At 65.0% G+C, this 22724-nt stretch carries 23 protein-coding genes; 9 read left to right on the plus strand and 14 right to left on the minus strand.

Going from position 1 to position 22724, the window contains the following annotated elements; translation table 11 throughout:
- Positions 1 to 5: 5 nt before the first annotated feature.
- The 3 genes from F562_RS0114640 to F562_RS0114650 form a co-directional block, all read right to left on the minus strand.
- A complete protein-coding gene (locus F562_RS0114640; RefSeq protein ID WP_018157721.1) occupies positions 6 to 1697 on the minus strand; it encodes an ABC-F family ATP-binding cassette domain-containing protein in 1692 nt (563 codons plus the stop codon).
- A gap of 108 nt (positions 1698 to 1805) precedes the next feature.
- Positions 1806 to 3077 (minus strand): cytochrome P450, encoded by a 1272-nt coding sequence (locus tag F562_RS0114645; RefSeq protein WP_018157722.1) that lies wholly within the window; start codon positions 3075 to 3077, stop codon positions 1806 to 1808.
- A gap of 45 nt (positions 3078 to 3122) precedes the next feature.
- Complete coding sequence (locus F562_RS0114650; RefSeq protein ID WP_018157723.1) at positions 3123 to 3602, minus strand: GNAT family N-acetyltransferase; 480 nt, start codon at positions 3600 to 3602, stop codon at positions 3123 to 3125.
- A gap of 98 nt (positions 3603 to 3700) precedes the next feature.
- Here F562_RS0114650 and F562_RS0114655 point away from each other — a divergent pair, with 98 nt between their 5' ends.
- The 3 genes from F562_RS0114655 (at position 3701) to F562_RS0114665 (ending at position 8734) form a co-directional block, all read left to right on the plus strand.
- Positions 3701 to 5470 carry a long-chain-acyl-CoA synthetase gene (locus F562_RS0114655; protein WP_018157724.1) on the plus strand — a complete coding sequence of 590 codons (1770 nt, stop codon included), beginning with the start codon at positions 3701 to 3703 and terminating at the stop codon, positions 5468 to 5470.
- A gap of 85 nt (positions 5471 to 5555) precedes the next feature.
- Positions 5556 to 7010, plus strand: coding sequence for a S28 family serine protease (locus F562_RS0114660; protein WP_026181305.1), 1455 nt, complete (start codon positions 5556 to 5558; stop codon positions 7008 to 7010).
- A 263-nt stretch (positions 7011 to 7273) separates the two neighbouring features.
- Positions 7274 to 8734, plus strand: a complete 1461-nt coding sequence (locus F562_RS0114665; protein ID WP_026181306.1) for a S28 family serine protease — start codon at positions 7274 to 7276, stop codon at positions 8732 to 8734.
- Positions 8735 to 8834: 100 nt separating this feature from the next.
- Here the strand turns inward: F562_RS0114665 and F562_RS0114670 are convergent, their stop codons facing one another.
- The 4 genes from F562_RS0114670 to F562_RS0114685 form a co-directional block, all read right to left on the minus strand.
- Positions 8835 to 9446, minus strand: coding sequence for an FMN-binding negative transcriptional regulator (locus F562_RS0114670; protein ID WP_018157727.1), 612 nt, complete (start codon positions 9444 to 9446; stop codon positions 8835 to 8837).
- 51 nt (positions 9447 to 9497) lie between these two features.
- A complete protein-coding gene (locus tag F562_RS19450) occupies positions 9498 to 9788 on the minus strand; it encodes a hypothetical protein (RefSeq protein ID WP_018157728.1) in 291 nt (96 codons plus the stop codon).
- 119 nt (positions 9789 to 9907) lie between these two features.
- Positions 9908 to 11161 (minus strand): fatty acid desaturase family protein, encoded by a 1254-nt coding sequence (locus tag F562_RS0114680; RefSeq protein WP_018157729.1) that lies wholly within the window; start codon positions 11159 to 11161, stop codon positions 9908 to 9910.
- Positions 11162 to 11179: 18 nt separating this feature from the next.
- The gene (locus F562_RS0114685; RefSeq protein WP_083915568.1) at positions 11180 to 12268 is read right to left on the minus strand and encodes a ferredoxin reductase; all 1089 of its coding nucleotides are present in this window, start codon (positions 12266 to 12268) and stop codon (positions 11180 to 11182) included.
- Positions 12269 to 12344: 76 nt separating this feature from the next.
- On the opposite strand from F562_RS0114685, the gene F562_RS0114690 reads away from it, so the two are divergent.
- Positions 12345 to 13550, plus strand: coding sequence for a PucR-like N-terminal domain-containing protein (locus F562_RS0114690; protein WP_018157731.1), 1206 nt, complete (start codon positions 12345 to 12347; stop codon positions 13548 to 13550).
- 25 nt (positions 13551 to 13575) lie between these two features.
- Entirely contained in the window at positions 13576 to 14490 is a 915-nt protein-coding gene (locus F562_RS19455; RefSeq protein ID WP_018157732.1) for an SGNH/GDSL hydrolase family protein, read from the plus strand.
- Here the strand turns inward: F562_RS19455 and F562_RS0114700 are convergent.
- The gene (locus tag F562_RS0114700; protein ID WP_156822679.1) at positions 14393 to 15223 is read right to left on the minus strand and encodes a hypothetical protein; all 831 of its coding nucleotides are present in this window, start codon (positions 15221 to 15223) and stop codon (positions 14393 to 14395) included. The genes F562_RS19455 and F562_RS0114700 overlap by 98 nt on opposite strands.
- 85 nt (positions 15224 to 15308) lie before the next feature.
- Between F562_RS0114700 and F562_RS19460 the strand changes: the two genes are divergently transcribed.
- Positions 15309 to 16334, plus strand: a complete 1026-nt coding sequence (locus F562_RS19460) for an SGNH/GDSL hydrolase family protein (protein ID WP_018157734.1) — start codon at positions 15309 to 15311, stop codon at positions 16332 to 16334.
- A 12-nt stretch (positions 16335 to 16346) separates the two neighbouring features.
- Here the strand turns inward: F562_RS19460 and rraA are convergent, their stop codons facing one another.
- Both rraA and F562_RS0114715 read right to left on the minus strand, forming a co-directional pair.
- The gene (gene rraA / locus F562_RS0114710) at positions 16347 to 16817 is read right to left on the minus strand and encodes a ribonuclease E activity regulator RraA (RefSeq protein WP_018157735.1); all 471 of its coding nucleotides are present in this window, start codon (positions 16815 to 16817) and stop codon (positions 16347 to 16349) included.
- Positions 16818 to 16826: 9 nt separating this feature from the next.
- Positions 16827 to 17480: a histidine phosphatase family protein gene (locus F562_RS0114715; protein WP_026181307.1), complete on the minus strand. Its 654-nt coding sequence runs from the start codon at positions 17478 to 17480 to the stop codon at positions 16827 to 16829.
- 222 nt (positions 17481 to 17702) lie between these two features.
- On the opposite strand from F562_RS0114715, the gene F562_RS0114720 reads away from it, so the two are divergent.
- Positions 17703 to 18329, plus strand: coding sequence for an NPCBM/NEW2 domain-containing protein (locus F562_RS0114720; protein WP_156822680.1), 627 nt, complete (start codon positions 17703 to 17705; stop codon positions 18327 to 18329).
- Positions 18330 to 18335: 6 nt separating this feature from the next.
- Here the strand turns inward: F562_RS0114720 and F562_RS0114725 are convergent, their stop codons facing one another.
- On the minus strand, positions 18336 to 18647 hold the full coding sequence (locus tag F562_RS0114725; RefSeq protein ID WP_018157738.1) for a hypothetical protein: 312 nt from the start codon (positions 18645 to 18647) through the stop codon (positions 18336 to 18338).
- Here F562_RS0114725 and F562_RS0114730 point away from each other — a divergent pair.
- On the plus strand, positions 18631 to 18960 hold the full coding sequence (locus F562_RS0114730) for a hypothetical protein (RefSeq protein WP_156822681.1): 330 nt from the start codon (positions 18631 to 18633) through the stop codon (positions 18958 to 18960). The two genes, F562_RS0114725 and F562_RS0114730, sit on opposite strands and share 17 nt — an antisense overlap.
- A 112-nt stretch (positions 18961 to 19072) precedes the next feature.
- Here F562_RS0114730 and F562_RS0114735 read toward each other — a convergent pair whose 3' ends face one another.
- Together F562_RS0114735 and F562_RS0114740 are read right to left on the minus strand one after the other, a co-directional pair.
- A complete protein-coding gene (locus F562_RS0114735; RefSeq protein WP_018157740.1) occupies positions 19073 to 19972 on the minus strand; it encodes an alpha/beta fold hydrolase in 900 nt (299 codons plus the stop codon).
- Positions 19965 to 20252: a YciI family protein gene (locus tag F562_RS0114740; protein WP_018157741.1), complete on the minus strand. Its 288-nt coding sequence runs from the start codon at positions 20250 to 20252 to the stop codon at positions 19965 to 19967. The genes F562_RS0114735 and F562_RS0114740 overlap by 8 nt, the downstream gene beginning before the upstream one ends.
- A gap of 52 nt (positions 20253 to 20304) precedes the next feature.
- Here F562_RS0114740 and F562_RS0114745 point away from each other — a divergent pair, with 52 nt between their 5' ends.
- Positions 20305 to 21528: an NAD(P)/FAD-dependent oxidoreductase gene (locus F562_RS0114745; protein WP_026181308.1), complete on the plus strand. Its 1224-nt coding sequence runs from the start codon at positions 20305 to 20307 to the stop codon at positions 21526 to 21528.
- Between the two features lie 409 nt (positions 21529 to 21937).
- On the opposite strand, the gene F562_RS20365 is transcribed toward F562_RS0114745, so the two are convergent.
- Positions 21938 to 22681, minus strand: coding sequence for a hypothetical protein (locus F562_RS20365; protein ID WP_018157743.1), 744 nt, complete (start codon positions 22679 to 22681; stop codon positions 21938 to 21940).
- Positions 22682 to 22724: the final 43 nt, after the last annotated feature.

Here is a 22724-nt window from a genome sequence, read left to right on the forward strand (position 1 = left end):
GCAGGTCAGCGGAGTTCTAGCCGGGGGCCTGTCCACTGTTGGGTGAGCCATCGGTCGTGGCTGGCGACGATGACGGTGACCGGCGTGCGCCGCAGCGCCTCCTCCAGTGCTTCCACCAGGGCGAGAGAAATGTGGTTGGTGGGTTCGTCCAGAAGCAAGAGGTCGTGGGGTGTCGCCATCAACAGCGCGAGCCCGAGGCGCTGGCGTTGTCCCTGGCTGAGTTCGCCGACCGGACGGCTCAGGTCCCGAGGATGGAGTATGCCAAGGTCGGCCAGGGGCCGTAACGGCGTGACATCGGCATAGATCTGCAGCGGGGAGCGGGAGGAGTCGGCGAAGGCCACCTCCTGAGCGAGGTACCCAGGCGCCTGGGCCGCCACCTCAACGCCGGGCGAACCCTCAATGCCGGTCGCTCCCTCAACGCCGGTCGCGACCTCAATGCCGGTCGCTCCCTCAACGCAGCTCGAGCAGCCCTCAACGCCGGTCGCGCCCTCAACGCCGGTCGAGCAGCGGGAACGCAGTGATCCGCGTGTCGAGACCAAAGCCTTCAAGAGGGTCGACTTTCCGCACCCGTTAGGGCCGGTGACCAGCAGGTGTTCGCCTGGGCCAACGTCCAGGCGCTCAAGGGAAAGACGCCCGGGGACGACCATGTTCCGGACGCGTACTGATCCTGCCCGACGCCCGTCAAATGACCCCGAAAACACCACGGGCGCAGGCGGTTTCGGAATGAGGTCGCGCTCGATGGTGGCGATGCGCTGTTCGGCATCACGTACCCGACGCCGCACCGTCGCCTGCACGTTTTGGCCCTTGAACGCGTGGATGAACTTGTCGTTGTCCCGCGGTCCCCGCCCATGGGCCACATCCTGTTCGCCGCTGCGGGACTTGCCGCGCAACTCGTTGAGCGTGTCCTGCTGGGCCTCGAAGTCCTCCTGCCACCGGCGCCGACTGCTTTCCTTGGCTGCCAGATAGGCGGAGTACGAGCCGGAATATGCCCGACCTCCGCGACCGTCGGTCCCTAGGTGGCTGGGGTCGAGGTCCACCAGAGAGGTGCATACCCGCTCCAGAAGGACCCGGTCGTGGGTGGCGATGAGAACGGCACCACGCATGGTGAGGAGTTCGGACTCCAAGAAATCCAAGGCGTCGTGGTCTAGGTGGTTGGTCGGCTCGTCCAATACCAAGCAGTCGGGCCTCCGAGTCAGCAGTGCTGCCAACGCAAGTCGCGCGCGCTGCCCACCCGACAACTCACCGACCAGCTTGGTCCGAGAGAGCTGCTCGAGTCCGAGCCGATGGGCCGCAACTTCAGCTCGCCGGTCGGCGTCCCACGCGTCATGCATTTCAACCCATTCGAGTTGCTCGGCGTAGGCATCGGTCGTCTCCGGCAAGCCGTTCGCGAGCTGCTCTAGCCGCTCGACGGCGTCGTGCAGAGGGGCAAGCGCCTCGGCCAGTACGGCCTCGACGGTGTCGTGAGCCCGCAGCCCAGAATCTTGCGCGAGGTAGCCAAGGTCCGGTGGCGACTCGACGTGTCCGCCGTCAGCATCCTCAAGCCCCGCGATGATGCGCACGAGTGTTGATTTGCCCGCGCCGTTCTCGCCGATCAGCCCGAGGCGCTGCCCCGGGGTGACCGTCAGGTCGACACCGTCGAGGACGGGCCGGCTGGCGTAGGCCTTTGAGAGGTCACGAACGATGAGCGAGGTAGACATGCGGCACTCCCGAAGAGGGGGATGGGTGCTCGCCGGGCGTGTGCCTCGGGCGCGAGCGATTCAGTGCCTCAGTGCTTCATAGTCGGGCCAGGATAGTTGACAGCCGCCCTAGACCGCCAACGGAATTTTGCTCCGTCCATGAATGGTCCGGGTGGGACGCACAGGGGCCTTCCCCGCCCGGTGCAGCGTCGGCAGGCGTTGGGCGATGGCGCGCAGCGCGATGGTTGCCTCCAGCCGTGCGAGCGGCGCGCCGACGCAGTAGTGAATCCCGCTGGAGAAGGCGAGGTGGTCGCCTGGCTCGCGCGTGATGTCGAACTCATGTGGGCGATCCCAGACCTGGGGGTCGCGTCCGGCGCCGGCGAGGCCGAGGACGACCCAGCGGCCTTCCTTCAATACGGCGCCGCCAAGGTCGAGGTCAGCATTCGCCCGCCGTGACGAGAACTGCACGGGCGCGTCGAAGCGCAAGGTCTCTTCGACGACCCCCTCCGCAAGATTGGGATCTTCCACCAGGAGCTGCCATTGCTGCGGGTTCGCCATCAACTGGTAGACGGCATTCCCAATGAGATTGACCGTGGTCTCGAATCCCGCGACCAACAAGAGCTGGCAGAGCGGCAGGATTTCCTTGGCGGAAATCTGACCCTCATCAGCCTGGCTCAGCAGAGTCAGCATGTCGTCCCGCGGGTCGCGCTGCCGCTCCTCAATCAGGCGAGCAAACATGTCTTCCAGGGCATCGCGTGCGGCAAAGACACGTCGTGCCTGGCGTATTGAGCTGATGCCGTCTAAGGCGCTGCCGAGCGCGGTGCCATACCTGGTGAAGGTGTCGGTGTCGGCGTCGGGCACGCCCAACAGGTCACTGATGACCGCGATAGGAAGCGGCGCGGAGAGTGTGCGTTGCAGATCAAACGTGCCTTGTCGTTCGGCGTCGTCGAGCAATTGATGGACGACCTTCTCAATGCTTGTTTCGTATGCCGCCATCCGCCTCGGCGTGAATGCTGGCGCGGCGACCCGACGGATCCGGGTGTGGTCGGGCGGATCGAGTTGCAAGAGAGACAGGTCGATTTCCTGCGGGCCGCGTACGGACGTACCCGTTTGGCTGGGGTCCGTCACGCCGGTGTCGCGACTCTTGAGCACCTGCTTGCAGATCGCGTGGTCCATGGAAACCCGCACACCGGGAATCGAGGTCTTGCTGAGCGGCCCACGGGCACGGATCTGCTCATAGAGCGGGTACGGATCGCTGCTCCAGGGGCGAAGACCGGTGCGTACCAAGGGGTCTCGCAGGACATAGCCGGCAAACAGTTGTCCGGCGCGCTCGGTATACATCCGCTGGGCGAAGGCCGCTCCTCGCGTGATCGCTGCACCGTCGAGCGCTGGCTTCACCATGGTGGCACCTCTCGTTCTGAATAACTTACGGTTCCGTAGGTAAGGTTAGAGCATAGCCTTCATGCCTTCGTGGGAAGCGACGAAACCGAGTCGTTCATAGAACGTGTGGGCCCGAGTGCGCGCCTTGTCGGTTGTCAGTTGCATGAGGTTGGCGCCCTGCTCGCGCGCGTAGTCGATGGACCACTCGACCATCGCCGCGCCGACGCCAGTGCCACGTGCCGCGTCGGCGACGCGTACTCCCTCTAGTTGAGCGCGGGTCGCACCGCGCCGGGACAGCCCGGGAATGATCGAGACCTGCATGGTGGCTGCGACCTGGTCACCCTCGTCGAGTACGACGACCAGCAGGTGGGCCGGGTCTGCGTCGAGGGTCTCGAACGCGCGGACGTAGGCCGGATCGCTCGGATCCTCTCGCGTCGATCCGAGCGGATCATCCACCAGAAGAGCGATGATGGTCGGGAGGTCTTCCCGCCGCGCCCGGGCGATCCGGTGGCCGGATGGCAGGGTGGCAAGAACCGTATGGGTCATGGTCTGAGGCTACGCGCGCTAGACCGTATGAGCCGTGGACTGCGAAATAAGTTTCTCATCGGTAACATCGACGGTCAGTCACCTGAAGGGATCTTTCTATGACCTCTACGACCCGCCAACGCGTCGGGCTGACCGACCTCGCCAAGGGCGCTGCCGCCATGAGGTCCGATCTGCCCGCATTGCTCAAAGCTGGCGCCGGACTGATTCTGCGCAAGCCGGGGGATCAGGCCTCGATCGGCCGGACCTTCCAGGACCTTGCGGCTAAGCAGCCCGATAACGCCTTCTTGGTGTTCGAGGATCAAGAGTTGACCTACGGCGAAGCTAACGCCGTCGTCAATCGCTACGCCGCTGTTCTGACCGAACGCGGAGCCGACCGCGGCGGAGTCGTCGGCATCATGGGTGGCAACGAACTCGATACCTTGCTCGTGACTCTGGCCGCGGTCAAGATCGGATCCGTCGCCGGGTTGCTCAACCATCACCAGCGGGGCGATGTCCTCGGGCACAGCCTGGGCATCCTGGATGCTCGCTTGATCGTCGTTGCCGATGGCGCGACTGAGGACCTGGCGACCGCGGGTGAGGCGGCGCGGGCGCAGCCAGCGTTGACATACAGCGAGTTGCGGTCTGAAGCGGAAGGCAAGTCGACTGACAACCCGGCGATCACCGAGCAGATCCTCGGCTCGGAGCGGGCGTTCTACATCTTTACCTCGGGCACCACAGGCATGCCCAAGGCCAGCATCATGACCCACTTCCGGTGGCTGAAGTCCTACTCGGGTCTTGGTGGCCTTGGCGTGCGGCTTAAGCCCACCGACCGCATGTACAGCTGCCTCCCGCTGTACCACAACAACGCCATCACGGTCGCGCTCGGAGCGGTGCTCGCCGGGGGCGCGTCCTACGCCATCGGCCGCAAGTTCTCCGCCTCCGGCTTCTGGGAGGAAGCGCGTCGCTATGACGCGACGGCCTTCGTCTACATCGGCGAGTTGTGTCGCTACCTTCTCGCCCAACCCGAACGTCCGGGCGACCGCGATCATCGGGTTCGCGTCATTGTGGGCAACGGCCTGCGACCGGACATCTGGCGTGACTTCCAGGGGCGCTTTGGCATCGAGCGCATCGCCGAGTTCTACGGCGCTAGTGAATGCAACATTGCCTTCATCAATGCGTACGGAATCGACGAAACCGCTGGCACCTGCCCACTGCCGTTCAGCGTGGTCGCGTACGACCAGGACGCGGGCGAGCCAGTGCGTGATGCGAAAGGCCGTCTGACCAAGGTGAAGGCCGGAGAGATCGGGTTGCTCCTGGCGAAGGTCACTTCCCGGGCCCCGTTTGATGGTTACACCGACGACGATGCCACCGAGCGCAAACTGATTCGCGGCGGATTCCGTTCTGGTGATTGCTGGTTCAACACCGGAGACCTAGTCATCAACCAGGGCTTCACGCACGTCGCTTTCGTTGACCGGCTGGGTGACACGTTCCGCTGGAAGGGCGAAAATGTCGCCACGACCGAAGTCGAGGCGGTGCTCGGTCGACAGCCGCAGATCGAGGACTGTTCGGTCTACGGCGTCGAGGTGCCAGGCACAGATGGGCGGGCGGGGATGGCGGCCGTTGTCCTGGCTGAGGGTGCCGACCTGGACCCGTCGGGTCTGGCGACCACGTTGCGGAAGGCCCTGCCGGCGTACGCCGTGCCGCTGTTCATCCGAGTCGTCGACTCCCTTGAGCACACCTCGACGTTCAAGTCGATCAAGGTGAAGTTGCGCAGCGAGGGATATGAGGTCGGCGACGACGTGTTTGCCTTCGTCGGTGGAGACGACGGCTATGTGCCCTTCTACGCGGACTATCCAGCTGATGTCGCGGCCGCGCGGGCGCCTCGCTAGCGCCCGGAATCCCAAAACTGACCGGTAACGGTCTAGGACTCTCTACGCTCAGGGCCATCCGTCCGTCAGAGAGGCCTACGCCGTCATGCGCAGATCGATTGCATCCCTTGTCACCCTTGGTGTCATCACTGTCCTTCCAGGAGGTGTGGCGCTGGTGGGGCAATCCTCTGCTGGTGCGGCGTCACCTGCCCAGTCCGCCCAACTGGATCTTCTTGACCGTGTGCGTGCGCTCCCGGGCGTGATCGAGGCCACCGAGTCGGCCGCCGGAGGAGGCTTGCGCAATTTTGACATCACGTTTGAGCAATTCGCTGACCATGACGACCACAGCAAGGGAACCTTCGCTCAGCGAGTCAGTCTCACGCACAAGGATTTCTCCCGCCCGATGGTGATGTACACCTCGGGGTACTCGCTGCCCGGCTTTAACCGGAGTGAGCCGACCCAAATCGTCGACGGTAACCAGATCAACATGGAGTACCGCTTTTTCGACTCGTCCCGACCGGACAACCCTGACTGGAGTAAGCAACTCACGATCAAGCAGGCGGCCACCGACCAACACCGGATCATCGAGAGCTTTAAAAACCTCTACAGCGCCAACTGGCTCACGACCGGAGGATCCAAGGGTGGGATGACTGCGACGTACCACCGGCGGTTCTTCCCCAAGGATGTGAAGGGGACGATTGCCTACGTTGCCCCCAACGACGTGAAGGACGACAAGGACGTCTACAACAAATTCCTCGACAATGTGGGTGACAACCCGACCTGCCGCCAGGACCTGCTAGCCGTCCAGCGTCGCATGCTCGGCAAAGACCGGCCCGCGTTCCTTGAGTTGCTCACGAAGGGCGACAAGGAGCAAGGCCGCACGTACGCCACGGTCGGTTCCCAGGAGAAGGCCTACGAATCCGCGGTCGTGGATTTGCCCTTCGGTTTCTGGCAGTACCAGCCTTCCACTTTTTGCCAGTACATCCCCGCGCCGTCAGCCACAAACGAGCGAATTTACACATGGGTGTCGGCCGTCTCCAAGCCGTGGGCTTACTCCGACCAGGATCTCGAAGGCACCGCCCCGTACTACTTCCAGGCGGCCTACCAGCTCGGCTCGCCGGAGCCCTACGAGACCCACATTGGCGACCTGTTGAAGTTTCCGGGAGCGAACGTCGCTCGGACGTTTGTCCCAGATGCGTTGAAGCCGGCGAAGTTCGACACGAAGGCTATGCCCGATATCGACAAGTGGGTCCGTAAGAGTTCCTCGCAGATGCTTTTCGTCGACGGCGAGAACGACCCGTGGAGTGCGGAACCGTTCAACTGTGGCAAGGATGGCGCTCAGCGCGACTGCAACCGCTATGTCGCTCCCGGTGCCAACCACGGTGCCAGCATTAAGGCGCTGCCCGAGAAACAGAAGAACACTGCGAACTACAAGATTCTGCAGTGGGCCGGGTTGACCGAGTCTGACCCGGCGGTCAAGCAGATTCGCAAGGCGGGTAAGCCGAAGGATCTCGGCAAGATCGACCGGGAGCCCCAGCGCCAGGGACTGGGTCTGCGTTAGCCATCGCGTACGACCGGTCGAGTAGCCGCCGACTGGCGGCAAATGCGGGGTTGGCCGAGCGCCACGCTACGTATTTGCCGCCAATCGACGTGTAAAGCCATACCGCCGACATCGGTGATCACGATCTCCGGAGACGCGGCCGAGGGACATGACAGGTGCGATGAAATTGCCCCGAGAGCGACAGGAATCCCAAAACTGACCGGTAACGGTCTAGGACTCTCTACGCTCAGGGCCATCCGTCCACCAGAGAGGCTCACGCCGTCATGCGCAGATCGATTGCATCCCTTGTCACCCTTGGTGTCATCACTGTCCTTCCAGGAGGTGTGGCGCTGGTGGGGCAATCCTCTGCTGGTGCGGCGTCACCTGCCCAGTCCGCCCAACTGGATCTTCTTGACCGTGTGCGTGCGCTCCCGGGCGTGATCGACGCCACCGAGACGACGCCGGCTGGTTCGGAAGGCCCACGAAGGTTCGAGATCAAGTTCGAGCAGTGGGTCGACCACCAGGACCACGGCAAAGGAACGTTCGTCCAGCGACTCGGCTTGATGCACACCGACTTTGGCCGCCCAATGGTCATGCACACGTCGGGCTATGGCTTGCCAGGTTTCGCCCGTACGGAGCCGACGCAGATTGTGGATGGCAACCAGATCAACATGGAGTACCGCTTCTTCGACCCGTCCCGACCGGACAACCCCGACTGGAGCAAGCAACTCACGATCAAGCAGGCGGCCACCGACCAACACCGGATCATCGAGAGCTTTAAAAACCTCTACAGCGCCAACTGGCTCACGACCGGAGCATCCAAGGGTGGGATGACTGCGACGTACCACCGGCGGTTCTTCCCCAAGGACGTCAACGGGACAGTTGCCTACGTTGCCCCCAACGACGTGAACGACGACAAGGACGTCTACAACAAATTCCTCGACAATGTGGGTGACAACCCGACCTGCCGCCGCGAGTTGATCGGCATCCAGCGTCGTCTGTTGGGCAAAGACCGGCCCGCGTTCCTTGAGTTGTTGACCGCAAGCGACAAAGCCGCAGGGCGCACCTACACCACGGTCGGTTCCCAAGAGAAGGCCTATGAGGCCGCGGTCGCGGATATGCCCTTCGGCTTCTGGCAGCAGAAGCCCGCATCATTCTGCGACAGCATCCCCGCACCATCGGCATCGAACGAAGTTGTTTTTTCTTGGGGGGCGCTTGTCACCAAGCCATGGGCCTACTCGGACCAAGAACTCGAATACTACGCGCCGTACTATTATCAAGCGGCCTATCAGCTCGGCTCTCCCGAGCCCTATGAGACCCACATTGGCGACCTGTTGAAGTTTCCGGGAGCGAACGTCGCTCGGACGTTCGTGCCGGATGCGTTGAAGCCGGCGAAGTTCGACACGAAGGCTATGCCCGATATCGACAAGTGGGTCCGTAAGAGTTCCTCGCAGATGCTTTTCATCGACGGCGAGAACGACCCATGGAGTGCGGAGCCGTTCAACTGCGGCAAGAACGCCGCGGCCCGGGACTGCAATCGCTATGTCGCTCCCGGCGCCAACCACGGCGCGAACATCAAGGCGTTGCAGGAGAAACAGAAGAACACTGCGAACTACAAGATTCTGCAGTGGGCGGGGTTGACGGAGTCTGATCCGGCGGTCAAGCAGATTCGCAAGGCGGGTAAGCCGAAGGATCTCGGCAAGATCGACCGGGAGCCCCAGCGCCAAGGACTGGGTCTGCGTTAGCCATCGCGTACGACCGGTCGAGTAGCCGCCGACTGGCGGCGAATGCGGGGTTGGCCGAGCGCCACACTACGTATTTGCCGCCGGTCGACGCGGGTAAGGGTCAATGAGTAAGGCCACCGGCCTGTTGCGCCTGGCGCAGCGGGCCGTCTGGCATTCCGGCCAAGACGCCAGCCTGATCGGCCTCGGGCTTGTCCCGGCTGAGCTTGGCTTTGGCGTGCACCTCGGTGACGGAGATTTTTAGGCCGACGATGGCCTTGAGTCGAGTCGCGATCCACTTCGCCGGGGCGTCGGACACCGCCCAGGGCTGGTCGCGTACGCCCTCGTGTCGGTCGGTCAGTCGTGTCACCGCGTCGAGCACCCAGTCAGGATCGTCGTGGACCGTGAGCGTTCCGCGCAGTTGCACCTCGGTGTAGTTCCAGGTCGGGACTACGCGGCCGTGTTCGGCCTTGGAGGCATACCAGGCCGGTGTGATGTAGCCATTGACGCCGCGCACGACCAGAAGCGCATTGGTCTCGTCGACCAGGTGCCGAGTCTGCGGGTTGGTGCGGGCGATGTGCGCAATGACGCGATCGCCTTCCCACAGGATCGGCAGACTCGTGGAGTGAGGTATGCCGTCCACGTCGGCGGTGATCAGGCTCGCCAGCGCCATCGCATCAACGAATGACCGGATCTCGGCGTCGTCCTCGACGGCCGAATGCGGTGGTAGATACATGGCACGCAGTGTGTCAGGGGTGGCCGGGCCCTTCCGGCCACCCCGGACATCTCAGGCGCGAAAGAGCGTGGTGTGCGTGACGTAGCCCGACTTGCAGGTGGCCCAGGTGGTCTGCCCGACGCTCACCTTGGGCGAGTAGACCGTCCCGCCCTTGCTGCAGGACACGCGGATCTTGTATTTCGCGGCGCCGTCGAATGAGGTGCACCGAGCAAAGCCGGTCTTCGCGCCGTTCGTGGATCGCCACAGGTCGCAACTACCCGCGGCTTCCGCCGAACCTGTAGGAACCAAGATTGCGGCAGCGGTCGCCGCGGTGGCGAGCGTACTGATCAGAGTGGAACGCATGGACCTGTCCTTCGTCGCGGAATCAATGTCACGCACACCATTGCGGGCGAGTCGCCGCGTGGTCACGCCAATCCGCTGAAAGTGGCGGAAACCGAAACCGGTCGCGGCGGACCTTCCCCTCATAACGCCTGGGGTGCGTTCTCGCGCCACAGACGCCGGGCGTCGCGCCAGCGGGCGCCGTCCGGCAATGACAGTTGGATGATCCGCTTCCAGGTCGATGCAAGCTGCTTAGGCAGGGGGCCGGTGGTGTAGGGGAGCCCGTAGCGCTCGCAGATCTGGCGCACTCGCGGCGCGATCTCGAAGTAGCGGTTGGACGGGATGTCCGGGAAGCAGTGGTGCTCAATCTGGTGGCTGAGATTTCCCGTCAGGATATGAAAGAGCTTGCTACCGGACAGGTTTGCCGAGCCCATCATCTGTCGTACGTACCAGTCACCACGGCTCTCGCCTTCGATCATGTCTTCAGTGAAGGTCTCGACGCCCTCGGGGAAGTGGCCGCAAAAGATGACCGAGTGCGCCCATACATTGCGGATCGCGTTGGCCGCCACGGACCCGGTCAACGCGCCGGTGCCGGACTTAGCCACCACCTGCGCGACCACCGGAAAAGCGATGTACTCCTTGGTGATCTGCTTGATCGCTTTGGTCTTCAACAAGCGGACATCGGCGTCGAAGGCCTCCTTGGTCTTATGCCCCTCCTGCACCTGGTCCCACTCCAGGTCATAGGAGGCAATGCCCCACTCGAAGACCAACGCCAGACCCGCGTTGACGAGTGGGTTGAACAGGTCGCGCCGCGCCCACGGCTGGTCTTCATCGACGCGCAGGATGTTGTAGCCGACGTCGCGGTCTTTGCCGATGACATTGGTCCAGGTGTGGTGCAGGTCGTTGTGCGTGTGCTGCCAGCCGCGCGCGGGAGCGACGAAGTCCCACTCATAAGTGGTGGAGTGAATATCTGGGTCGCGCATCCAATCCCATTGCCCATGAAGGGTGTTGTGGCCTACCTCCATGTTGTCCAGCACCTTGCCGAGCGCCAGCATCCCGGTGCCAAGAGCCCATGCCGGGCGGTATCGCGAGGCCAGCAACATCGCGCGGCCACCAACCTCGAGGCCGCGGGTGATCTTGACCATTCGCTTGATGTACGCCGCATCCTTGGCCCCGCGCGAGGCGATCACTTCGTCGCGGATGGCGTCGAGCTCGGCTCCGAGTTGGCGTACTTCCTCGTCGCTGAGGTGGTCGGCACCCGGTGGACGGACGGCGGGGCTGCCAGCGGCGGGGAGGACGCCAGTGCGCTGGGTGACCGATGGCTTACTGCCCCGACGCAACGAGGTGTCGACCACGGGGTCGGTGGCGCTCGCGGGGGGTGCATCGGTCAGGGTCATAGGTCCTCCTGCTGGAATTCAGACGTCAAGGTGCACCGGGCCAGCGGCAGCCGAAATGCACGTTTGGATGAGTTCGCCCTCGTCTTGGCGGATCTCGCCGGTGCGCAGGTCTTTGACCTGGCCAGAGAGCAGTGGCGTGAGGCAGCTGTGGCAGATGCCCATACGGCATCCGTGGGGCATGAGTACGCCGGCGTTTTCGCCGGCCTCGAGGAGGGTGGTGGCGCCGTCGGCGTCGGCTTCCTTGTCGGACTTTTCGAACACGACGCGACCACCGGCGCCGTCATCGACCAAGAGTGAGGTTTCGAACCTTTCCACGGACAACTCATCGGGCGCATGAAAGGTCTGCCAAAACTCGGTCGCGTCATCGAGGAGTTCGCTCGGACCGCAGACAAAGGCCTTGCGCGAGCGCCAATCAGGGCAGAGGTCGTCAAGGTCGGCAATGGTGGAGAAGTCAATGCGCCCTTCGGATTCAGTCCAGCGGTGTACGACGTGCAATGCCCGGTAGGTGCGCTCAAGGTCGGCGAGTTCGTCGCGGAAAAGCGCGACCTCCTGGCTGCGCTCGGAATGGATCAGCACGACGTCCGCGTCGCGCCGTCGCGGGAGGAGCGTACGGATCATCGACATGACCGGCGTGATGCCGGAGCCCGCGGTCAGCATGAGGAGTGGGCGCGGGCCAGGCGGCAGGACGAAGTCGCCCTGGGGCGGCGCGAGGAAAAACACGTCACCGGGTTTGGTGTGCTCGACCAGGTGGCGTGACACCCGGCCGATCGCCGTCACGGTCACGGCGGGGTTGGCGCCTTCGGGAGCGGACAGGGAGTACGACCGCCACTGCCGGATGCCGTCGATCTCGACCCCGATGCGGGCATACTGACCGGCCTCGTGGGCGTGCCACCCGCGGCCCGGTCGGAACGAGATGGTGGCGCTATTGGCCGTCTCTGGTGTCACCGCAGTCACCACCCCGCGCAACTGTCGGGCCGAGGAGAGTGGGCTGACGAGGTTGAGAAAGTCTTCGGGAGCGAAGGGGGCGGTGAAGACGCCGAGGGCGCGACGCGCCAACTGTCCTCCTCCACGACTCACCCCACTAGTGTGATTGGCGCGAGCGGTCATATTCTGCTGCCTCAGACCACAACTACAGGGCGCTTGTTTGTCTTAACACGAGCAAAAAGGTGGTGAACGGCCTGTCATGAGCCGTCACGTCGTAGAGCTGACCGACGACGCGCCGCCTTGGGCTGCGCTGCCGCGCGATGTCTCTGATGCGATGAAGCCGCATATGAGCGAGGTCGTCGGCGCCATCATCGAGGTCATCCAGCGCGACGTCCCGGCCTATGCGCGACCTCTAGAAGGCGATTTCGGCGTCGCCGTACGTCGCGGCGTGGAGGTGGCGCTGTCGCGGTTGCTGCTGGAGTTGCCTGGCTCCACTGAGCCAGCGCTGCCGCCGCACGCGCGACAGGTTTACGTCGGGCTCGGTAAGGGCGAAGCCCGGACCGGTCGACCGATGGAGGTGCTGCTGGCGGCCTACCGCATCGGCGCTCGCGTGGCCTTCCGTGCCGTGTCGCGTATCGCGGTGGAGGAGGGTCTGGACCCGACCGTCTTGATGCCCTTGGGCGAGTCGATCTTTGCCTACATGGACGAACTCACCACCGCGAGCATCGAGGCGTTCACCGCCGAGCAGTTTCGCCGTGCTGGAGAACGAGACCGGCGGCGCGCGCAGCTCGTGGAACAACTCGTGTCCGGGCGTGCCGATGAGGCCGACCTGCGCCAGTTGGCAACCGAGGCGGGCTGGCCGATCCCTGCGGAGGTGGTGGTTGCTGTGCTGCCCACGGAGCGGGCCGACGGCCTTCGCCTCGCACTGGGAGAGACCGGGTTGGTGCGCGGACGGCCGGACCAGGTCGTCATGGTGGCGCCCGCGCCCACCAGTGGCCGAGCCCGCCGGAGACTGGAGCATGCCCTGGCCGATCGTCGCGCCTGGATCGGCCCGGCACGACCTTGGCTGCGGGCTGCGGCGTCACTACGCGCTGCCCACGCGGCGATGACCATGCCAGACCCGGCGAGCGTTCACCAGGCCGAGGGAGAAGGACCGTGGTGGGTCCGCGACCACCTGTCCACCCTCGTCCTCGGCCACGAGCCAGAGTTGGTGGCCGACCTGGCGGCGCAATGCCTCGCGCCGCTGGACGGTCTACGCCCCGGCCAGCGAGCGAGGCTCGCCAAGACCTTGCTCTCCTGGCTCGGCCATCAAGGCGAGCGATCCAAAGTGGCCGCCGAGCTCCACATCCACCCCCAAACCGTGGGTTATCGAGTCGGGCAGCTTCGTGAGTTGTTTGGCGCCGCCCTGGACGACCCCACCTCCCGGTTCGAGTTGCAGATCGTGCTGCGCGCGGGCCACGCATAAGTGATGAACCAGGCATGCTGAGGCCATGACGTATGTCGCGCTCGGTGATTCCTACGCTGCCGGGGTAGGTGCCGGAACGCCTGAGGATGGTTGCGGCCGCACCTCTGCTGGATATCCGTTGGCCGTGTCTCGGGCGCTGGACGAAGCCTTGCTCTACGAGGCCTGCCCGGGCGCGACGACGGTGGAAGTCGCGACGATCCAGACGGGCGTGATCACTCGCGAGACCAGCCGGGTGAGTGTCACGGCGGGCGGCAACGACCTCGGCTTCGCAGACGTGCTCACCGAGATCGCCAAGCCTTCCTGGCTCTCAGACAGCGGCGCGGTGTTGGCCGAGACCGAGCGCAGGGTCGGGGAGGATCTTCCCCAGGCGTTGGATGTCTTGTTCGATGCGATCAAGAGTCGCGGCCCGCAAGCGCAGATCGTCATGGTCGGCTACCCGCGACTCTTCTCATCCGGAGATTGCAGTCTGGTGACCTTCTTCACCGACGACGAGATCGCGCGGATGAACGGCATTGCTGATCGGATGGCCGAGGTGATGGGCAAGGTCTGTTCCGAGAGTGGAGCCGAATTCGTTGATGTGCGAGAGGAATTCGCCGCTCACGGGACCTGCGCGGATCAAGAATGGGTTCACGGAGCGTCCTACCCACTGGAGGAGTCTTTCCACCCCAACGGCGCGGGCCACGAGGCCTATGCGCGCCTCGCCCTGGCCGGCTTCGGTGTCGACGCCGCGCCGGCCGACCGCCCGCAGCCACAGGTGACGCGCGCGATGATGCCCGACCGCCGCCGACCCGTATTCCTGCCGCCCGACCTCTCGGTGCCGCGAAGTCAGCGTCCGGGGCGGGCTACTCCCGGCCGGTACGCCGCCGCCAGGCCCGGCGAGACTCGCCCGGGCGCGGACGGCCGGCAATTTCTGGCGCCACCAGAGACCCGACGACCGTGACCGTTCCGGCGATGACGTTGCCGGGAGTGACGTCGTCGTAGTCATCTCCGGCGAGGCACAGATCGAGGTCGCCGATTGCCGTACGCACCTGGGTCGCCAGGAACCGGCCCCCCGTCAACTCGTTGGTTCTCGGCTCGACCTGGCTCACGACCCCTGACATGAGCGCGTATGGAGTTGGCTTGGCAGGTCCGTAGAAACCATTGGCCAAGAACGCTTTTGACGACATGCGCGGTGGCCACGCAAGGCCACGATCGCGCACCTGAGCCGGCGGGGGTCCGAGCTCGTCTTCGGTGCCGAGAAGGCTGGCGTCCGAGGCCAAGAAGGCGCCGATATCTGCATGCACACTGATGTGAGTTCCCAACGCAGTCAGGCAAATACGCCCATTCGACGGGACGTCGCTGAGGTGGCGTCGCTGTTCAACTTGGCACGTCACGCCGGTGTGCCCTATGCCGTCTGAGCTCGTGACCATGATCTTCGTGACCTCGGTCGACACGGGAACGATGGAGACGTAGTCGAACTCCGACGTCCCGGCAAACGTCGGCACGATATGGGGAGTCCCGGCCAGCACGTCGTAAACCACGCGCGCGCCGCTTGGGTCCTGCCAGGCATAGGTCTGAACGCCGAAGCTCTCCCGAAGGAATTCGCGGTCCCGGCTGGTGAGTTCCGCGATAAGCGCGTCAAGGCCCGCCGTGGAGGTCACGGCCATGCCGATACACGCGAGATTGCTGGTCACGAGTGCCAACGGTAGGCCACGACCGCCCCAAGTTGTTCGCCGCGCATTCACCCATACACACAATTTCTCGGCCAGAGTGAACGCCATGTCGACCATTCGCACCGCAGGCCTGTTGACCGTCGGGACCGCTCTCGTCCTGTCCACCGCATCCCCATCGCACGCCGCCGCGGGCGCCTATGTGGCGCTAGGAGACTCGTTCTCCGCGGGTACCGGCACCAAGTCAAAGGTGGATGATTGCTATCGCTCGCAGCTCGGGTATCCGGCGCTCCTGGCCCAGAAAAGTGGCCTGAACCTGGACTACCAGGCGTGCTCGGGTGCGACGACCGCCGGAGTGCGGGACAACCAACTAGGGACCCTCAACAGTTCGACGGCATTCGTCACGATGACCATTGGCGGCAACGACGTCGGATTCGCGGACGTGCTGCTCGAATGCGCCAAGCCCGGATGGCTCAGCGACTGCGAAGGCGCCATCGCAGGCGGCACCGCGATCCTGAACGGCAGCCTTCCCGGCCGCTACGACGAGTTGTTCGGCACGATCAAGAACAAGGCCACCAATGCGAAGGTCACGGTCGGCGGGTACCCGCACCTGTTCAACGGCGAGGACTGCAACGCCGCGACCTTTTTCAGCCCGGACGAGCAGAGCAGCCTCAACTCCTCGACCTCGAGTCTCGGCGAGCTCATCAAGAGCAAGGCCGGGGCGTACGGGTTCGGCTATGTCGATCCGGTGAGCACCTTCAAGGGCCACGCTGTCTGCGATAACCCGGAGTGGATTAACGGCCTGAGTAACCCGGTGGAGGAGTCCTACCACCCCAATCGCGCTGGCAATGAGGCGTACGCGTCGCTCTTTGGCGGGGCCGTGGGTAAGGCATACCGGGCACCGAGCGATCGCTCGGCCTCGGCGGAGCAAGCCTCGCCGGCGCAGCAAGTGCAGGCGCAGGCCAACTATGTGCTGAGCCTGAAACTCACGTCGCCCAGCAACCTGGCCAAAGCGCAGACCGCTGGCGTGAAGCCGAGCGAGGTCAAGCGACTCAACTCAGCCCTTCGGTCGTCCGACACCGCAACGGTGCAACAGGCGCTCGACGGGCTGCAGGCGCTCGACCGGCAGATGTAGCGGTCTGCTGACCTAGCGGCGCGTGACGAGGATGCCGTCCTCGTCAGCCCACAGGGTCGCGCCCGGGGTGAAGGTCGCGTCGCCGAAGGTCAGCGGTACGTCCACCTCGCCGGTCCCTTCCTTGGCGCTCTTGCGCGGGTTGGAACCCAGCGCCCGGACGCCAAGGTCGAGTTCGCGCAGGGCCGCCACGTCGCGTACGGCCCCGTGGATGACGACGCCCGCCCAGCCATGCTCGACGGCGCTCGCGGCGATGAGGTCGCCCATCAGCGCGGATTCGAGTGATCCGCCGCCGTCAACCACGAGCACCCGATCATTGCCCGGTGTGGCCAGGGTGTGCTTGAGCAGGGCGTTGTCGCGATGGCACCGAATCGTGGCGATCGGACCGCTGAACCATGCCCGGCCGCCATAGGAACGCAACTGCACCGAGCACGAGTCCAACTCGTCGCCGCGCTCGTCGAAGAGGTCGGCTGTGCTGAGGTCCACGGTTGCTCCTTAGGTTTGGGCGTGCTCCACGGCGCGCCCGTCGAACGGATTGTCCTCGTCGTGATCGAGCGGCACGCCCATCCAGCTGCGGGCTACCCACGCGCCGGGCTCTCCGTCGACGACGACCACACCGGTGTTCGCGAGCGGGTTGTTCAACGCGAACCGCGGCCCGAGATTGCTGCTGCGAAGGGTGGTCCAGGTGCGAATTGCCGCACCGTGACTCACGATCGCGGCGACCTGATGGCCCGCGTCGAAGACCTGCTGCACGGAGGAGTCGTAGCGAGCGAAAAAGTCCGTGCCGCGCTCGCCGCCGGGAATGGTGACGTCCAGATCGGAGTCGGCCCACTGGGCCATACAGCGCAGATAGGTCCGAATGCTCTCCTCGTCAGTGCGCTTCTCCACCGATCCGGCCTGCACCTCGTGGGTGCCCGCCAGCTCCACGGGCTCGAGCCCGAGATGGTCCGCGAGGGGGCGAGCCGTCAGGTGCGTACGCAGCGCCTGGGAGACATAGATCGCCTCGACCGGCTCGTCAGCCACCGTCTGGGGGATGGACCGTGCCTGCTGGGCTCCCAACTCGGTGAGCCCGGGCCCGGGCAGCACGGTGTCGAGGGCTCCGGCGACATTGGCTGGGGTCTGACCGTGTCGGATCAACAAAAGGCGCACTCCGCCATCCTTCCACCCGTGGCCGATGAGCACTCATCGAGTGGCGGTCTTCCAACGTCGGTCGAGCTTCCAACGTCGGTCGAGCAGGCGAGCGCCCTGGCGCGAGCCGTGTCGAGACCATCGTGGGGTCTCGACAAGCTCGACCGGCGTTTGGCCGACCGGCGTTTGGTCCGACCGGCGCGTACACCAGACGGGGCAGACATCTTTCGTCACACTGGCCGGATGCGAATGACGCGCCGGGCCGCCGCCGTTCTGGGTATGAGCGGAATGCTCGCCGTCAGCGGATGCGGTGGTGCTCCGCTCTACAGCGAGCAAGCCGTGGAAACGCTGAGTACCCCGGCCTCGCCGAGTTCAACCACGGCACCCGCGACCTCCACGACGAGTTCCCCACCACGCGCCACGACCGCGCAGCCGACGCGGTCACCGACAGCAACACCAACAACAACACCGACAGCAACTCCGAAGAAAACGGTTGCCCTCGACTCTCTCGGCGGGCCCGGCTCGGGGCCAATTTCTATCGCGGGGACGCGCTATCCGAACTCGTTCGCCATCAGTGCCTGCACGATCTACTCCGAGCAACCGACCTACGCCTTCCCCTTGAAGGGGCGTTACCAAAGGCTGTCGGCCACGGTCGGACAGGACGACGCCTCCGAATCACAGCAGGCAGTGCTGCGCGTGACTGTTAAGGGTGACGGTCGGACGCTCGCGTCCAAGACGGTGCGCTTTGGCCAGCGGGCCGAACTCGCGGTGGCCGTGAGTGGCGTGCGTACGCTCACACTGGTCTTCACGGAGATCAGTTGCGGCTCAGGTGGTGCCGCGTTCGCCGTCGGGAATGGCCAGTTGAGCTAGCGAGAACTATGGCTTGATCTGGTCGGTGCACCAGGTGCGAAGCGTGCGGTAGGTGGAGTTGAGGCCGCCGGAGTCCACGCTCTTGTTGTTGTCGTGCGAGCCCTTCATGTCGTCCATTTCATTGGCGACAGCACGGGTACGTGAGGTGAAGCCCTTGTTGGTCGACTTGGACGCCATCGTGCGCAGATCGGCGGCCGTACGCCCCAGCAAGCCCGCGGCGTTGTCGCGCTGAGTTGAACTACCGCTGCTGACCGCCGTGTTCCATGCGCGGATGGCGCCGTTGACCTTGCTGCTCGCCGAGATGCACGACGCGATCAACTTGCCGTCCAAGGTCTTCGGTGTGGAGGCGGACGGCGTTGCCGAGGACGAACCTGACGTGGACGGCGTGGGCGAAGTCTGCGTGCTCGACGGCGACCCGCTGGTGGTGCTCGTCGAACTTGGCGGGGTGCTGGTGGAGGTTTCCGAGGTGGTCGTCGAACTCGACGAGGTCTTCGAAGCCGAGGGCGTCGCAGACGTTGAACTGGACGGAGTCGAGGTCGCCTTGGGCTCACCGTCGTCCGAGCAGCCAGCAAGGAAAACCGGCAAGATCAGCGCAACGGCAGCGAGTTGCCGAGCGGGGCGCGAGGTGTGATTCATGGGTCCTTCCAGCACAGTCCAGGGCCCCGCCGAGGGCAAGGCCTGATACCAGAGTGCCCCGCGCTGCTGGTCGGCGCAAAATTTCGGGCCTCAGGCCTACCTGTGATTTAGGCCTGGCCGAAGGCCAGAATGTGGTCTCGAACCCACTCTGGGTCCTCGAACATGGGGCAGTGCCCCAGATGTGCACCCTCGGCGTACGCCCAGTTCGGATGGCTGTGCGCCATCGCCCGTGCAGCCCCCACACTGACAAGGCGATCGTGCGCACCGTGCAGCAGTAGCACCGGACGATCGATGGAGTTGAAGACCCGGGTGTAGGACGGCTTCTTCAGGATGGTCTTCACTACGGACTTCGCCGCAGCGAGAAAGGCGGTGTCGGCATCGGCCCCGAACTTGGCCGCCCGATCCTGCGCGGTCTGTATGTGGCGGGCACGCAGCCAGGCCGGCACCTGACGGCGGTCGTGGGTGACCAGGGCGAGCATCTCGCGTACGGCCTGCTCAGGTGTCACTTTGGTCGCGCGGACCTTCATCAACCGGCGGCTCAGCGGCGGGACCAGGTAGGTGCTGAAGACCGCTGCCACGGTCGGCGACGGGCGATGCTTCGGATTGCCTGGCAGGGCCGGGTCGACCAGCACCACCTGCGCGACTGACGTCGGGTCCTCAACGGCGTGCATAGCGGACAGCATTCCGCCCATCGAATTGCCCACCAGGACGACCGGCGGCAGGTCGAGCGCGTGGATGAATCCGGTCAACAGTTTCCGATTGGCTGGCACCGACGCGTCGGCGCTCTGCGTCCACCCGAAACCCCCAAGGTCGAGGGCAAGGACCCGACCATGCTCGGCGAGCAGAGGGGCCAACGAATCCCAATTGACGAGCGATCCGCCCAGGCCGTGCACCAGCACGAACGTCGGACGCTCGTCCCCATCAGCCGGGCCGGGGAGGTCGACGTAGTGGACCGAGGTGCCGTCCACGTCGACCCAGCAGGACTCGAGAACGGCGGGCTCACCCATGAAGTGCCTCACTGTGCGGACCCAGGACCGGGTTGAAGTCACGGATCGTCTGGCTGGCGACCAATCCCTCGCGTTGAAAGGGGTCCCCGGCGAGAATGCGCTCGACTTCCTCGACGTTCTCGGCGCGCAGGAGGATCAAGGCCCCGGCCGGTTCATCGCGAAAAGGCCCAGAGATCAGCAGACCTTCCTGCGCATCGAGGTAGGCCCGGTGTTCGGGGCGGTGGGTGTCTCGGCCTGCGGAGTCGTCGGTGTAGCGGTACTCAACGCTATAAATCGCCATGCGGGTCAGTCTCTCACCACCGTGCGATCGGGTGGTGGCCTAGCCTGGATGCATGACGACGTATGTGATTGTCGGCGGCGGACTTGCTGGTGCGAAAACGGCGGAGGCTCTGCGCGAACGCGATGGTGATGCGCGCGTCGTGCTCATCTCGGCCGAGGCCCATCTTCCGTACGAGCGACCTGCGCTCTCTAAGGGATTCCTCGCGGGAAAGGAGTCCCAAGAGGACTTCACCGTCCACGAATCCTCTTGGTACCAAGAGAATCTCATCGAGGTGCGGTCCGGGACGTTTGCCGATGCAATCGACCCGGCGACCCGCACCGTCACCTTGTCTGATGGGTCTGCGGTGGCCTACGACCAGCTGGCGTTGGCCACGGGCTCACGCCCGCGCGGTCTCGGCGTCCCCGGCGTGCAGCGCCCTGGCGTGGTCACGCTTCGCACCATTGAGGAGGCCGCCGGACTCCGCGAAGTCCTCGGCAAGGGAAAGCGGCTCGTGGTGATCGGCGGTGGCTGGATCGGCCTTGAGGTCGCTGCATCCGCCCGCGAGCTGGGCGCGGAGGTCACCATTCTCGAAGGCTCCGAGCATGTGCTTTTGAAGGCACTAGGCGCCTCGATCGGTGACCGGTTCGCAGAACTGCATCGCTCCCATGGGGTGGACGTCCGCACGGGCATATCGCTGGATGCGATCGAAGGCGAGGGAACCTCGGGCGCCGTGACTGGCGTACGCCTCAAAGATGGCGAGACGATCCCGGCTGATGCGGTTCTGCTGGCCGTCGGAGCACTGCCGCGGGTCGAGCTCGCCGCTGCCGCTGGCCTCGACGTCGACAACGGCCTGGTCGTTGACGACACCCTGCGCACCAGCGACTCGCACATCGTCGCGGTGGGCGACATCGCTCACGCCGAGCACCCGACGTTGGGCCACCGGGTCCGCGTTGAGCACTGGGCCAACGCCCAGGCACAGGCCGACATCGCGGCGGCCACAATGGTGGGCGACGAGGCGCACTACGACGCGCTCCCGTATTTCTTCACCGACCAGTACGACCTCGGTATGGAGTTCCGCGGCGAGCGACCCGACGACGAGCGCGTCATCCAGCGCGGCAGCGACTCCGAGCACATCCTGTTCTGGCTGGACGCCGAAGACATCGTGCGCGCTGCCATGAACGTCAACGTCTGGGACGCCGGAGACGATATTGAGGCCCTACTCGCTTCGGGCCAACCCATCGACGCCGAGCGCCTCGCCGACCCCACTGTGAGCCTCAGCTCCCTGATTGATTCCTGATTCGGGTCGAGCACTTAACGCCGTCGAGCTCCCCTAACGCCGGTCGAGGCCCTAACGCCGGTCGAGTAGGCGAGCGCCCTGGCGCGAGCCGTATCGAGACCAGCGCCTCGTCGAGCGCCCGACTAACGCCGGTCGAGCTTGTCGAGACCCCGGTCCGTCCACCCGGCTGCGCACTGGCGCGCGCCTTTGGCGCCCGATCGGCCATCGAGTGGCGGCACATGAGGGGTCCGTACGGGCGCCCACCATGCATTTGCCGCTAGTCGATGTGTTTGGACGAGCGGGTGGGTGGTCTCGACAAGCTCGACCGGCGTGGGGCTCGACCGGCGTGGGGCTCGACCGGCGTGGGGCGCTCGACGAGGCGCTGGTCTCGATACGGCTCGCGCCAGGGCGCTCGCCTACTCGACCGGCGTTAGGGGTGGGGGTCCTTTTCGAGGGCCTCTAATGCGGCAGTTGCTGATTCCCACTCGCGGCGGGCTGCTGTGCGGCGTGCGCGGGCTTGCGCAAGTGCCGCCTCAGCGACCTCCAGGGTATGCGCGGCCACAGTGACCTTGGCCTGTGCCTGTGCGATCTCGGCGGCCGTTGGTCCCGGTGGGGTCTTGGGGGGCGCCGCCGGCGCGGGGGTCGGGTCGGGAAGGATGCGCAACGGCGTCGCGACAGAATCACCGATCTCGACCTCGCCGAACCCGGCGTACGACAGCGCCGTCACCAATTGCCCACTCGTGACAGCGAGTTCAGCGCGGGGGTCTGCCAGCGCGGCGGTCAGAGTAGCGGTGACTTGTTCGCGAATCGGTGCAGTGACCTCGAAGGCGCCGTCGCTCGTAACCGCCAGACGAACCGCCTCGGCGACGAGGTTCTCGACCAGAGAAGGTCGTTGTGCCGAAAGGGATTTCATCTCCGAGGCGGCTAGTCGTGATTGCGCCTCGCGTAGTTGTTCGCCCAACTCGGTGAGCGGGTCGAGAGCGCCGGGCTCGTGAGCCAACAGGTTGACCAGCCAGGCGGCTACCGTCGGGCGACGCAGCGCCTTAACCTGACCCGCCAGGTCGCGCGCCCCCTTCGAGCGCAGTGCCTTGACGCGAGCATCGCGCGCCCGAATGAAGTCGCCAGGGAGCTCGGCATACAACTCACGCGTGATGTCGGCCAGGTCGTCTCCCACCCCCCGATTGTGCGCTAGAGCCGCCCGACGCGACGGGAGGTTA

The organism is Demetria terragena DSM 11295, assembly GCF_000376825.1.
Classification (GTDB): domain Bacteria; phylum Actinomycetota; class Actinomycetes; order Actinomycetales; family Dermatophilaceae; genus Demetria; species Demetria terragena.

Coding starts and splice junctions, on each gene's coding strand:
- F562_RS19455 (WP_018157732.1), top strand. CDS start 13,576: ATGACGTATGTCGCGCTCGGTGATTCCTACGCTGCCGGGGTAGGTGCC.
- F562_RS0114665 (WP_026181306.1), top strand. CDS start 7,274: ATGCGCAGATCGATTGCATCCCTTGTCACCCTTGGTGTCATCACTGTC.
- F562_RS0114735 (WP_018157740.1), bottom strand. CDS start 19,972: ATGGGTGAGCCCGCCGTTCTCGAGTCCTGCTGGGTCGACGTGGACGGC.
- F562_RS19450 (WP_018157728.1), bottom strand. CDS start 9,788: ATGCGTTCCACTCTGATCAGTACGCTCGCCACCGCGGCGACCGCTGCC.
- F562_RS0114745 (WP_026181308.1), top strand. CDS start 20,305: ATGACGACGTATGTGATTGTCGGCGGCGGACTTGCTGGTGCGAAAACG.
- F562_RS0114645 (WP_018157722.1), bottom strand. CDS start 3,077: ATGGTGAAGCCAGCGCTCGACGGTGCAGCGATCACGCGAGGAGCGGCC.
- F562_RS0114680 (WP_018157729.1), bottom strand. CDS start 11,161: ATGACCCTGACCGATGCACCCCCCGCGAGCGCCACCGACCCCGTGGTC.
- F562_RS0114660 (WP_026181305.1), top strand. CDS start 5,556: ATGCGCAGATCGATTGCATCCCTTGTCACCCTTGGTGTCATCACTGTC.
- F562_RS0114655 (WP_018157724.1), top strand. CDS start 3,701: ATGACCTCTACGACCCGCCAACGCGTCGGGCTGACCGACCTCGCCAAG.
- F562_RS0114650 (WP_018157723.1), bottom strand. CDS start 3,602: ATGACCCATACGGTTCTTGCCACCCTGCCATCCGGCCACCGGATCGCC.
- F562_RS0114730 (WP_156822681.1), top strand. CDS start 18,631: ATGCACGACGCGATCAACTTGCCGTCCAAGGTCTTCGGTGTGGAGGCG.
- F562_RS0114640 (WP_018157721.1), bottom strand. CDS start 1,697: ATGTCTACCTCGCTCATCGTTCGTGACCTCTCAAAGGCCTACGCCAGC.
- F562_RS0114670 (WP_018157727.1), bottom strand. CDS start 9,446: ATGTATCTACCACCGCATTCGGCCGTCGAGGACGACGCCGAGATCCGG.
- F562_RS0114690 (WP_018157731.1), top strand. CDS start 12,345: ATGAGCCGTCACGTCGTAGAGCTGACCGACGACGCGCCGCCTTGGGCT.
- F562_RS0114720 (WP_156822680.1), top strand. CDS start 17,703: ATGCGAATGACGCGCCGGGCCGCCGCCGTTCTGGGTATGAGCGGAATG.
- F562_RS19460 (WP_018157734.1), top strand. CDS start 15,309: ATGTCGACCATTCGCACCGCAGGCCTGTTGACCGTCGGGACCGCTCTC.
- F562_RS0114685 (WP_083915568.1), bottom strand. CDS start 12,268: ATGACCGCTCGCGCCAATCACACTAGTGGGGTGAGTCGTGGAGGAGGA.
- F562_RS0114740 (WP_018157741.1), bottom strand. CDS start 20,252: ATGGCGATTTATAGCGTTGAGTACCGCTACACCGACGACTCCGCAGGC.